The organism is Streptomyces sp. NPDC028308, assembly GCF_055565855.1.
The window spans coordinates 354,194-366,548 of record NZ_JBVHTO010000010.1 but is presented as its reverse complement, the minus strand read 5'-3'; the positions used below and the strand labels follow the sequence as shown (position 1 = coordinate 366,548).

7 protein-coding genes are annotated in these 12,355 nt (G+C 75.3%); all 7 read left to right on the top strand.

Annotated elements, in window-relative coordinates:
* Positions 1-181: 181 nt before the first annotated feature.
* The 7 genes from ACZ4VA_RS24665 to ACZ4VA_RS24635 all read left to right on the top strand — a co-directional run bounded on the left by ACZ4VA_RS24665 (position 182) and on the right by ACZ4VA_RS24635 (position 12,348).
* Positions 182-3,256, top strand: coding sequence for an FAD-binding and (Fe-S)-binding domain-containing protein (locus tag ACZ4VA_RS24665; protein ID WP_468082528.1), 3,075 nt, complete (start codon positions 182-184; stop codon positions 3,254-3,256).
* A 547-nt stretch (positions 3,257-3,803) separates the two neighbouring features.
* Positions 3,804-4,778, top strand: a complete 975-nt coding sequence (locus ACZ4VA_RS24660; RefSeq protein WP_468082527.1) for an EamA family transporter — start codon at positions 3,804-3,806, stop codon at positions 4,776-4,778.
* A 440-nt stretch (positions 4,779-5,218) separates the two neighbouring features.
* Positions 5,219-6,013, top strand: a complete 795-nt coding sequence (locus ACZ4VA_RS24655) for a TIGR03084 family metal-binding protein (protein WP_468082526.1) — start codon at positions 5,219-5,221, stop codon at positions 6,011-6,013.
* Positions 6,010-7,716 carry an acyclic terpene utilization AtuA family protein gene (locus tag ACZ4VA_RS24650; RefSeq protein ID WP_468082525.1) on the top strand — a complete coding sequence of 569 codons (1,707 nt, stop codon included), beginning with the start codon at positions 6,010-6,012 and terminating at the stop codon, positions 7,714-7,716. Before ACZ4VA_RS24655 ends, ACZ4VA_RS24650 begins: the two co-directional genes overlap by 4 nt.
* Positions 7,713-9,311, top strand: a complete 1,599-nt coding sequence (locus tag ACZ4VA_RS24645) for an acyl-CoA carboxylase subunit beta (RefSeq protein ID WP_468082524.1) — start codon at positions 7,713-7,715, stop codon at positions 9,309-9,311. The genes ACZ4VA_RS24650 and ACZ4VA_RS24645 overlap by 4 nt, the downstream gene beginning before the upstream one ends.
* Positions 9,312-9,340: 29 nt before the next feature.
* Positions 9,341-11,191 carry an acetyl/propionyl/methylcrotonyl-CoA carboxylase subunit alpha gene (locus tag ACZ4VA_RS24640; protein WP_468082523.1) on the top strand — a complete coding sequence of 617 codons (1,851 nt, stop codon included), beginning with the start codon at positions 9,341-9,343 and terminating at the stop codon, positions 11,189-11,191.
* Positions 11,188-12,348: an acyl-CoA dehydrogenase family protein gene (locus tag ACZ4VA_RS24635; RefSeq protein WP_468082522.1), complete on the top strand. Its 1,161-nt coding sequence runs from the start codon at positions 11,188-11,190 to the stop codon at positions 12,346-12,348. Before ACZ4VA_RS24640 ends, ACZ4VA_RS24635 begins: the two co-directional genes overlap by 4 nt.
* Positions 12,349-12,355: the final 7 nt, after the last annotated feature.

The following is a 12,355-nucleotide window of genomic DNA, read 5'->3' as shown; positions in this document are numbered from 1 at the left end:
CAACAGCCGGTCACTATATGAGAGTTCGTGATCGAATTGGGAAGGTTCCGTTTCTGGTCTCGGAATCCGGCCGCATTTCGACGGGTTCGTGGCATGCGCGGGCGGGCACGCGGCGCGCGCGGGGCGTCCGCACGGCGCGCGGCGCCCGGCCGCGGGCGGTGGCCGGAGGCATCCTGGAGACATGACGGAGCTCGGGCGGCAGGGCGGGAAGGGTCCCGCGGGACAGGGACCGGGGGGTCCCGGCGGACCGGACGCGGCGGACCCGGGAGAGCTGCGGCAGGCGCTGGCCGCGGCCGTACGCGGCGAGGTCTCCTTCGACGCCACGGCACGCGCGCTGAACACCATGGACGCGTCCAACTACCGCCGCGTACCGCTGGGAGTCGTCGCCCCGAGGGACGCCGACGACGTGGCGGCCGCCCTGTCCGTGTGCCGCGCCCACGGCGTGCCCGTCGTGCCCCGGGGCGGCGGCACGTCCATCGCCGGGCAGGCGACCGGGAGCGGCGTCGTCCTCGACTTCACCCGGCACATGAACCGCCTCCTCGCCCTGGACCCCGAGGCCCGCACGGCCGTCGTCCAGCCGGGCCTCGTCCTCGACCGGCTCCAGGAGGCGGCGGCCCCGCACGGCCTCCGCTTCGGCCCGGACCCCTCGACCCACAGCCGCTGCACCCTCGGCGGCATGATCGGCAACAACTCGTGCGGCGCGCACTCCGTCGCCTGGGGGACGACGGCGGACAACGTGCGCGAGCTGTCCGTCCTCACGGCCCGCGGCCGGGCGCTGCGCCCCGGCCGCGACTGGGCGGGCGCCCCCGACGGACTGCGCCCGCTCGTGGAGGCGGAGCGGGCCCGGCTGCGCACCGGCTTCCCCGACCTGCCGCGCCGCATCTCCGGCTACGCGCTGGACGCTCTGCTCCCCGAGCGGGGCGCGGACGTCGCCCGCTCCTTCTGCGGCTCCGAGGGCACGCTCGGCGTCCTCACCGAAGCGGTCGTCGGCCTGGTGGAGGCGCCGCGCGCCCGGGCGCTCGCCGTCCTCGCGTACGCGGACGAGAGCGCGGCCGCGGAGGCCGCCGCGGGCCTGCTGCCGTACGGGCCGCTGACCGTGGAGGGCATGGCCGCCGACCTGGTGCGCTCGGAGGCGGGGCTGCCCCGGGGCGGGGCCTGGCTGTTCGTGGAGACCGGCGGCGCGGACCCGCGGGAGGCCCGCGCGCGGGCCGACGCGATCGTGCGGGCCGCGGACGTCCTGGACGCCCTCGTGGTCACCGACCCGGCCGGGCAGCGCGCCCTGTGGCGCATCCGCGAGGACGCGAGCGGCACGGCGACCCGGACGGCGGGCGGCGGCGAGGCCTGGCCCGGCTGGGAGGACTGCGCGGTGCCACCGGCCAGGCTCGGCGCGTACCTGCGGGACTTCCGCGGCCTGCTCGCGGCCCATGGGCTGCGGGGCACGCCCTACGGCCACTTCGGCGACGGCTGCATCCACGTGCGTATCGACTTCGACCTGCTGACGAGCGCCGGGGTGGCCCGCTTCCGGCGCTTCTCCGAGGAGGTGGCGGAGCTGGTCGTGTCCCACGGCGGCTCGCTGTCGGGCGAGCACGGGGACGGGCAGGCGCGGGCGGAGCTGCTGCCGAGGATGTACGGCCACGAGATGGTCGCGCTGTTCGAGCGGACGAAGGCCGTCTGGGACCCGGACGACCTGCTCAACCCCGGGATGCTGGTGCGCCCCCGCCCGCTGGACGGGAACCTGCGCTTCGCGGTGCTGCCGCGCGAGCCGGTGGACGTGGCCTTCGGGTACCCGGCGGACGGCGGGGACTTCCGGGCGGCCGTACGGCGCTGCGTGGGCGTCGCCAAGTGCCGCGCGCAGGAGCCGGGTCCCGGGGTGATGTGCCCCTCGTACCGGGTGACGGGGGAGGAGGAGCACTCCACGCGCGGACGGGCCCGGCTGCTGCACGAGATGCTGGCCGGCGAGATCGTGACGGACGGCTGGCGCTCCACGGAGGTCAGGGACGCGCTGGACCTGTGCCTGTCCTGCCGGGGATGCCGCAGCGACTGCCCGGTCGGCGTCGACGTGGCCACGTACAAGGCGGAGTTCCTGCACCACCACTACGCCGGGCGCAGGCGTCCGGCGGCGCACTACGCGATGGGCCGGCTGCCGGTATGGCTGGAACTCGTCGCCCGCACCCGCACGGCCCGCCTCGTCAACTCCCTCGCCGCCGTACGGCCGTTCGCGGCCCTCGCCAAGCGGCTCGGCGGCATCGCCCCCGAGCGGCGGCTGCCCCGGGTGGCCCCGGTGCCGTTCAGCCGCTGGTGGTCGCGCCGGTTCGGCGACCGGGCGCGGGACCTCGTCCGGGAGGGGCGCGAGCCGCTGCCCGGCGCCGGGCTGGACACCGTCGTCCTGTGGCCCGACACCTTCACCGAGCACCTCTCGCCCGCCGTGGGCCGGGCCGCCGTACGCGTCCTGGAGGCGGCCGGACTCACCGTCGTGCTCCCGCCGGGGGTGCGGCCGAAGGCGTCCCCGGTCGGGGACGGGAGGACACGGGGGCCGATCCGCCCGGGCACATTCGCCGGACGCCGCCCGGGGCGGGTGTGCTGCGGCCTGACGTACGTCTCCACCGGCCAGCTCGACCACGCCCGCGCGGTGCAGCGGCGCACCCTGGACCTGATGGAACCGGTCCTGGATGCCGGGCTGCCCGTGGTCGTCCTGGAGCCGAGCTGCGCCGCCGCCCTGCGCACCGACCTCCCGGAACTCCTCCACGACGACCCCCGCGCCGCCCGGCTGGCGACGGCCGTGGTCACCTTCGCCGAGGCCCTCGAACGGCACGCGCCGCACTGGAGTCCGCCCCGCGTCGACCGTCCGGCCGTCGGCCAGACCCACTGCCACCAGCACGCCGTCCTCGGCGACGCGGCGGAGCGGCGGCTGCGCGAGGCGGCCGGGCTGACCGGCACCCTGACGGGTGGCTGCTGCGGCCTGGCCGGCAACTTCGGCTTCGAGAAGGGCCACTACGAGGTGTCGGCGGCCTGCGCGGAGGAGCGGCTGCTGCCCGCCGTGCGGTCGGCCCCCGAGGACGCGGTGGTCCTCGCGGACGGCTACTCCTGCCGCACCCAGCTCGACCAGCTCGCGGGGCGCCGGGGCAGACACCTCGCGGAGGTGCTGGCGGACGCCTTGGACGACACCCCGAGGGGACCGGACGACACCCTGACCGGGCCGGACGACACCCCGGCCGCTCCGGACGGACCGCCGGACGCGACGCCCGGCGTCCGCTGACCGACGCGGCCTGGGGCGGGCCGGAGGCCGGAAGGGGGCGGGCCGGAGGGGGGCCTCCCGGGCGCGCGGGTGCTGCCGGTTCCCGCGCGGAAGCCCCGGGGCGTCCGCGCCCGCCCGCTCGCCCCCGTCGGGCCCCGAGGGTGCTGCTTCTGGCCGCAGGCGCCCGCAGGGGCGGCGCCCGCGGTGCTGGACCGGCGGAGGAGAGCCGTGGGCGCGGGTGCTGCCGGCCCTCCGCAGGGAAGCTCCGTCTGCGTTCGCACCCGCATCCCCGCCTGTGGGCGCTGCCCGCCTGGGCGGGTACTCGGGCCGCGCGCCCGTGCGTGCAGGGGAGCGCCGGTCGGCCGGCCCGGCGCCGGGAAGGAGGCCCCGGGGAGAGCCGGTCGACCGGGGGGCGCCGGGCGGACGGAAACCGCCGAGGCTCGGAGGTGACGTGTCGCACCGAGTCGTAAGCTGCAAAAGAGGTTCACAACCCTGACGGAGTCCATTACTCTGGACTTGAAAGTTCAGCGTGATGCACGCTCACCGATCGATCCCTTGGACGGCCCCCGTGACTCTCCCCAGCGCCGACCAGCCTTCCGTGGTCGCCGCGGCCACGACGGCGAGCGAGCCGTCCCTCGCCGCGGCCGCCGGGTCCGCGACCGAGGGCGGCAGCCGGGGCCGCGGCGCCCTCGCGCCCGTCGGCCTGGTCCTCGCGGGCGGGATCTCCGTGCAGTTCGGCGGCGCCCTCGCGGTGAGCCTGATGCCCCGCGCCGGAGCGCTCGGCGTCGTGACCCTGCGGCTCGTCGTCGCCGCGATCGTGCTGCTCGCGGTGTGCCGGCCCAAACTGCGCGGACACTCGCGCGCGGACTGGGGCACCGTCGTCGTCTTCGGCATCGCCATGGCCGCGATGAACGGGCTGTTCTACCAGTCGGTCGCCCGCATCCCGCTCGGCCCCGCCGTCACCCTGGAGGTGCTCGGCCCGCTCGCCCTGTCCGTGCTCGCCTCCCGCCGCGCGATCAACCTCGTCTGGGCCGGACTCGCCCTCGCCGGCGTCTTCCTGCTCGGCGGCGGAGGCTTCACCAGCCTGGACCCGGCCGGCGTCGCCTTCGCGCTGGGCGCGGGCGCCATGTGGGCCGCGTACATCGTCTTCAGCGCGCGCACCGGCCGTCGCTTCCCGCAGGCCGACGGGCTGGCGCTCGCCATGGTGGTCGCGGCGGTGCTGTTCCTGCCGCTGGGCATCGCCGAGTCCGGCTCCGACCTCCTGGTGCCGACCACCGTCGCGCTGGGCGCGTGCGTGGCGATCCTGTCCTCCGTCCTGCCGTACACCCTCGAACTGCTCGCGCTGCGCCGCCTGCCCGCCTCCACCTTCGCGATCCTGATGAGCCTGGAGCCGGCCGTAGCGGCCACCGCCGGGTTCCTGGTCCTGGACCAGGCGCTCTCCCTCTTCGAGGCGCTCGCCATCGCCCTCGTCATCGCCGCGAGCATGGGCGCCGTACGGACCCAGGTGGGCCGGGGCAAGGCCAAGGGCCTGGAACCCTCCTGACCGGCATCCGCACCCCGGGGCGCTGACCACCGGATCGCCCCACGACCGCGCCCCCACGGCCCAGCCCCGCAGCCGCGCTCCCCGTTCCGCCCTCCCCGTCACCGAGGAGGCGTGAGACGGGGAGCGCGGCCGTCCCACGCCTCGGCGCGGTCGGCGTACCGGACGAGCTGGCCGTACCTGCGCGCCCCGCGCGCTCCACATGCCCCGCACGCAACACGCGTCCCCCGCGCGCGGCGAACCCCGCAGGTCCCGCGTGCAACACGCGTCCCCCGTACGCGGCGAACCCCGCACGTCCCGCGCGTCCTCCGGCACGTGGCAAACCGCACGCACCCCGCGCGGCACCCGCACCCGCCTCGAACGAATTAATGCAAGCACGCTTGATTGTTTCTGGTGCCGCTGCCATGCTCCCTGCACGCCGTCGTCCCCGAGGGGAGCGCATCGTGTCCGATCCGTCGTCCGTGATTGACGATCTGCACCGGGAGAGCGAGGAACTCGACCGGCTGGTGGGGGAGTTGGACGCGGGCCAGTGGGCCCTCGCCACGCCCGCCGCCGGCTGGAGCGTCGCCCACCAGATCGCGCATCTCGCCTGGACGGACCACTCCGCCGTGCTGGCCGTGACCGACGCGCCGGCCTTCGCGGCCGAGGTCGAGAAGGCGCTGGCGGCCCCCGACAGCTTCGTCGACGAGGGTGCGGACGCGGGAGCCGCACTGCCGCCCGACCGGCTGCTCGCCGGGTGGCGGCAGGGACGCGCGGCGCTCGAAGACGCCCTGCGCGCGGCACCCGCCGGCACCCGCTTCCCCTGGTACGGGCCCCCCATGTCGGCCGCCTCCATGGCCACCGGACGCCTGATGGAGACCTGGGCGCACGGGCAGGACGTCGCCGACGCGCTGGGCGTGGTCCGCGCTCCCACGGACCGGCTGCGGCACGTGGTCCGGATCGGCGTACGGGCGAGGGACTTCGCGTTCGGGGTTCGCGGGCTGGCGGTGCCGCCGGAGGAGTTCCGGGTCGAGGTCGTCGCGCCGTCCGGGGAGCTGTGGACGTACGGGCCCGAGGACGCCCGGCAGCGGGTCACCGGACCCGCGCTCGACTTCTGCCTGCTGGTCACCCAGCGGGCCCACCGCGCCGACCTCGCCGTACGTGCCGAGGGCGCCGACGCCGAGCGCTGGCTCGACATCGCGCAGGCCTTCGCGGGACCGCCCGGCGGCGGACGACCGGCGAAGGGCGGGACCCCGTGACCCCGCCGCCCGCCCCCCTGCGGATCGGCAACGCCTCCGGCTTCTACGGCGACCGCTTCGGCGCCCTGCGCGAGATGCTCACCGGCGGCCCGCTGGACGTCCTGACCGGCGACTACCTCGCCGAGCTGACCATGCTCATCCTGGGCCGCGACCGGTTGCGCGATCCCTCGCTCGGGTACGCCAAGACCTTCCTGCGGCAGCTGGAGGAGTGCCTCGGACTGGCCCACGACAAGGGCGTGCGGATCGTCGCCAACGCGGGCGGCCTGAACCCGGCCGGACTCGCCTCCGCCGTACGGGAGCTGGCCGCGCGGCTCGGCGTCCCCGTCCGGGTCGCCCACGTCGAGGGCGACGACCTCGCCGCGCGGTACCCGGGGAGCCTGGCAGCGCACGCCTACCTCGGCGGCGGCGGGATCGCCGCCTGCCTGCGCGAGGGCGCGGACGTCGTGGTCACCGGCCGGGTCACCGACGCGGCGCTGGTCACCGGGCCCGCCGTCGCGCACTTCGGATGGGCGCCGGACGACCACGACCGGCTCGCGGGCGCCGTCGTCGCCGGGCACGTCCTGGAGTGCGGCGCGCAGGCGACCGGCGGCAACTACGCGTTCTTCGCCGAGCTCGACCCGGCCCTGCTCCGCCACCCCGGCTTCCCGCTCGCCGAACTCCACGCGGACGGCACCGCCGTGATCACCAAGCACGACGGCACCGGCGGGGTCGTGGACGTCGGCACGGTCACCGCGCAGCTGCTCTACGAGACCTCGGGCGCCCGGTACGCGGGACCGGACGTCACCGCCCGGCTCGACAGCGTGCGGCTGACCCAGGACGGCCCGGACCGGGTGCGGATCGACGGCGTGCGCGGGGAGGCGCCGCCGCCCGCCCTCAAGGTCGGACTGAACCGGCTCGGCGGCTTCCGCAACGAGGTCGTCTTCGTGCTGACGGGCCTCGACATCGAGCGGAAGGCGGCGCTCGTCCGGGACCAGATGGAGGCCGCGCTGGACGCCGCCGGGTCCCGTCCCGCCGAGGTGCGCTGGGACCTCGCCCGCACCGACCACCCCGACGCGGCGACCGAGGAGACGGCGAGCGCCCTGCTCCGGCTCGTCGTACGGGACCCCGGACAGGACGCCGTGGGGCGGACGCTCGGCGCGGCGGCCGTGGAGCTGGCACTGGCGAGCTACCCGGGCTTCCACGTCCTGGCACCGCCGGGGAAGGGCGCGCCCTACGGGGTCTTCGAGGACGTGTACGTCGACCGGGCGGCCGTGGACCACGTGGCCGTCCTCGACGACGGACGCCGGATCGCGGTCGCGCCGCCCGCGGACAGCCTCGCCCTGGAGACGCCGCCCGAGCCGCCGCTGCCGGACCCGCCCCTGGCGGACGCCCCGGTCCGCCGCGCCCCGCTCGGCCTGGTCGCCGGAGCCCGCAGCGGAGACAAGGGCGGCCACGCCAACATCGGCGTGTGGGCGCGCGACGAGGCCGCCTGGCCGTGGCTCGCGCACACCCTCACCGCCGGCCGGCTGCGCGAACTCCTCCCGGAGACCGCCCCGTTGACCGTCGTACGCCACGTACTGCCGAACCTGCGCGCCCTCAACTTCGTCGTCGAGGGGATCCTCGGCGAGGGCGTCGCCTCGCAGGCCCGCTTCGACCCGCAGGCCAAGGGCCTCGGCGAATGGCTGCGCGCCCGCCACCTGGACATACCGGAGGCCCTGCTGTGACGGTCATCCCGTCCGCCCTGGACATCACCGACCCGGACCACCGGGCGAACCGCGCGGCCATGCTCGCCCGGCTCGCCGAGCTCGACACCGAGCACGCGAAGGCCCTCGCGGGCGGCGGCGAGAAGTACGTGGCCCGGCACCGGGGACGCGGCAAGCTGCTCGCCCGGGAGCGCATCGAGCTGCTGCTCGACCCGGACACGCCGTTCCTGGAGCTGTCGCCGCTCGCGGCCTGGGGCAGCGACTACACGGTGGGCGCCTCCCTCGTCACCGGGATCGGGGTCGTCGAGGGGGTCGAGTGCCTGATCACCGCGAACGACCCGACCGTGCGCGGCGGCGCCAGCAACCCCTGGAGCCTGAAGAAGGCGCTGCGGGCGAACGACATCGCGCTCGCCAACCGGCTGCCCTGCGTCAGCCTGGTGGAGTCCGGCGGCGCCGACCTGCCGTCGCAGAAGGAGATCTTCATCCCCGGCGGCGCGATCTTCCGCGACATCACGCGGCTCTCCGCGGCCGGCATCCCGACCGTCGCGGTCGTCTTCGGCAACTCGACCGCGGGCGGCGCCTACGTCCCCGGCATGTCCGACCACGTGATCATGGTCAAGGAGCGGGCGAAGGTGTTCCTCGGCGGCCCGCCCCTGGTCAAGATGGCCACCGGCGAGGAGAGCGACGACGAGTCGCTCGGGGGCGCCGAGATGCACGCGCGCGTGTCCGGACTCGCGGACCACTTCGCCGTCGACGAGCGGGACGCGCTGCGGCAGGCCCGGCGTGTGGTCGCCCGCCTCAACCACCGCAAGGCGTACCCCGATCCGGGTCCGGCCGCCCCGCCGAAGTACGACCCCGAGGAACTGCTCGGCATCGTCCCCGGCGACCTCAGGCACCCCTTCGACCCGCGCGAGGTCATCGCCCGCATCGTCGACGGCTCCGACTTCGACGAGTTCAAGCCGCTGTACGGGACCAGCCTGACGACCGGCTGGGCGAGCCTGCACGGCTACCCGATCGGCATCCTCGCCAACGCCCAGGGCGTCCTGTTCAGCCAGGAGTCGCAGAAGGCCGCCCAGTTCATCCAGCTCGCCAACCAGCGCGACATCCCGCTGCTGTTCCTGCACAACACCACCGGCTACATGGTCGGCAAGGAGTACGAGCAGGGCGGCATCATCAAGCACGGCGCGATGATGATCAACGCCGTCTCCAACAGCCGCGTCCCGCACCTGTCCGTGCTGATGGGCGCCTCGTACGGGGCCGGGCACTACGGGATGTGCGGGCGGGCGTACGACCCGCGCTTCCTGTTCGCCTGGCCCAGCGCCAAGTCCGCCGTCATGGGCCCCCAGCAGCTCGCGGGCGTCCTGTCGATCGTCGCCCGGCAGTCGGCGGCGGCCAAGGGGCAGCCCTACGACGACGAGGCCGACGCGGCGCTGCGCGCGATGGTGGAGCAGCAGATCGAGTCGGAGTCCCTGCCGATGTTCCTGTCCGGGCGGCTGTACGACGACGGGGTCATCGACCCGCGCGACACCCGCACCGTGCTCGGCCTGTGCCTGTCCGCGATCCACACGGCGCCCTACGAGGGCGCGCGCGGCGGCTTCGGCGTCTTCCGGATGTGACGGCCATGACGGATGTGAGGTCCCCCCGAGTGATCACTTCAGTCCTCGTCGCCAACCGCGGCGAGATCGCCTGCCGTGTCTTCCGCACCTGCCGGGAGCTGGGCATCCGGACCGTCGCGGTGCACTCCGACGCCGACGCGAACGCCCTGCACGTACGCGAGGCGGACGCGGCGGTACGGCTGCCGGGCGCGGCGCCGGCGGACACGTACCTGCGCGGCGACCTGATCGTGAAGGCCGCCCTGGACGCCGGGGCGGACGCCGTGCACCCCGGGTACGGCTTCCTGTCCGAGAACGCGGACTTCGCGCGGGCGGTGACCGGCGCGGGCCTGGTGTGGATCGGCCCGCCGCCCGAGGCGATCGAGGCGATGGCGTCCAAGACGCGCGCCAAGAAGCTGATGGGGCTGGAGCCCCTGGAGCGCGTCACCGGGGACGACCTGCCGGTGCTCGTCAAGGCGGCGGCGGGCGGCGGCGGACGCGGTATGCGCGTCGTCCGCGAACTCGCCGCCTTGGAGGCCGAGTTGACGGCCGCGCGCGCCGAGGCCCTGAGCGCGTTCGGGGACGGCGAGGTGTTCGTGGAGCCGTACCTGGAGGGCGGCCGGCACGTCGAGGTGCAGATCCTCGCCGACACGCACGGCACGGTGTGGGCGCTGGGCACCCGGGACTGCTCCCTCCAGCGGCGCCACCAGAAGGTCGTCGAGGAGGCGCCCGCCCCCGGGCTCGCCCCCGAACTCGTCGCGGAACTGCACGGGTCGGCGGTGCACGCGGCCCGCGCGGTCGACTACACCGGCGCCGGCACGGTCGAGTTCCTGGTCGCGGACGGCCGGGCGCACTTCCTGGAGATGAACACCCGCCTCCAGGTCGAACACCCCGTCACCGAGGCGGTGTTCGGCGTCGACCTGGTGGCCCTGCAGATCCAGGTCGCCGAGGGCGCCGCCCTGGAACCCGAGCCGCCCGCCGCGCGCGGCCACGCCGTCGAGGCCCGCCTCTACGCCGAGGACCCGGCCCGCGACTGGGCCCCGCAGACCGGCACCCTGCACCGCCTCGCCGTCCCGGACGGCGTCCGGCTCGACACCGGCTTCACCGACGGCGACGAGATCGGCGTCCACTACGACCCGATGCTCGCCAAGGTGATCGCCCACGCCCCCACCCGCGCGGAGGCGGTCCGCAGGCTCGCCGGCGCTCTGGAACGGGCCCTGGTGCACGGCCCGGTCACCAACCGGGACCTGCTCGTACGGTCCCTGCGGCACCCCGAGTTCACCAGCGGGCGTATGGACACCGGGTTCTTCGGCCGGCACCTGGACGGCCTCACCGGGGCCGTCCCGGAGCCGTACGCGCCGCTCGCCGCCGCGCTCGCCGACGCCCACGGCCGCTCCCGCTTCGGCGGCTGGCGCAACCTGCCCTCGCAGCCGCAGACCAGGCGGTACCTGATGGACGGCACCGAGCACGAGGTCCGCTACCACCACACCCGCGACGGCCTGACCGCCGAGGGTGTGCGCGTCGTCCACGCCGACGCCGCCCTCGTCGTCCTGGAGATCGACGGCGTACGGCGGAAGTTCCCCGTCGACCGCTACGGCGACCGGATCCACGTCGGCGCCACCGTGCTCACCGCCCTGCCCCGCTTCCCCGACCCGGTCGCGGACCGCGCCCCCGGGTCCCTGCTGGCCCCGATGCCCGGGACCGTCGTCCGCGTGGCCGAGGGCCTGGCCGAGGGCTCCGCCGTCGAGGCCGGACAGCCGCTGCTGTGGCTGGAGGCGATGAAGATGGAACACCGCGTCTCGGCGCCCGTCTCGGGCACGCTCACCGCCCTGCACGCCGCCCCCGGCCGCCAGGTCGAGGTCGGCACCCTGCTCGCCGTCGTCCAGGAGGAACAGACCGCATGAGCGTCACCCTCGAAACCGAAGAGCACCGTGCCCTGCGCTCCGCCGTCGCCGCCCTCGGCAAACGCTACGGCCGCGCCTACCTCACCCGCACCCTGGCGGAGGGCGACCACCCCACCGAACTCTGGGCCGACGCGGGCAAACTCGGCTACCTCGGCGTCAACCTCCCCGAGGAGTACGGCGGCGGGGGCGGCGGCATAGCCGAACTCTCCATCGTCCTGGAGGAACTCGGCGCGGCCGGCTGCCCGTTGCTGATGCTGGTCGTCTCGCCCGCCATCTGCGGCACGGTGATCGCCCGCTTCGGCACCGACGCGCAGAAGCGGGAGTGGCTCCCGGGCCTCGCGGACGGCACCCGCACGATGGCGTTCGGCATCACCGAGCCCGACGCCGGTTCCAACTCGCACCGGATCACCACCACCGCCCGCCGGGACGGCGCCGACTGGCTGCTGACCGGCCGCAAGGTGTTCATCTCCGGCGTCGACATCGCCGACGCCACCCTCGTCGTGGGACGCACCGAGGACTCCCGCACCGGCCGCCTCAAGCCCTGCCTGTTCATCGTCCCGCGCGACGCCGAGGGCTTCGGCCGCAGGCAGATCGACATGGAACTCCAGAGCGCGGAGAAGCAGTTCGAGCTGACCCTCGACGACGTGCGGCTGCCCGCCGAAGCGCTGGTCGGCGACGAGGACGCCGGGCTGCTCCAGCTGTTCGCCGGGCTCAACCCCGAACGCGTCATGACGGCCGCCTTCGCGCTGGGCATGGGCCGCTTCGCGCTCGCCCGGGCCGTCGAGTACGCCCGTGAGCGCACGGTGTGGAAGCAGCCCATCGGCGCCCACCAGGCCGTCGCCCACCCGCTCGCGCAGGCCCACATCGACATCGAGCTGGCCCGCCTGATGATGCAGAAGGCGGCCCACCTGTACGACGCCGGGGACGACATCGGCGCCGGGGAGGCCGCCAACATGGCCAAGTACGCGGCGGCGGAAGCCTGCGTGAAGGCCGTCGACCAGGCCGTGCACACCCTCGGCGGGAACGGCCTCACCCGCGAGTTCGGCCTCGCCTCGCTCATCACGGCCTCGCGCGTGGCCCGTATCGCGCCGGTGAGCCGGGAGATGATCCTGAACTACGTCTCCCACCAGACCCTGGGCCTGCCCAAGTCGTACTAGGAGGAAC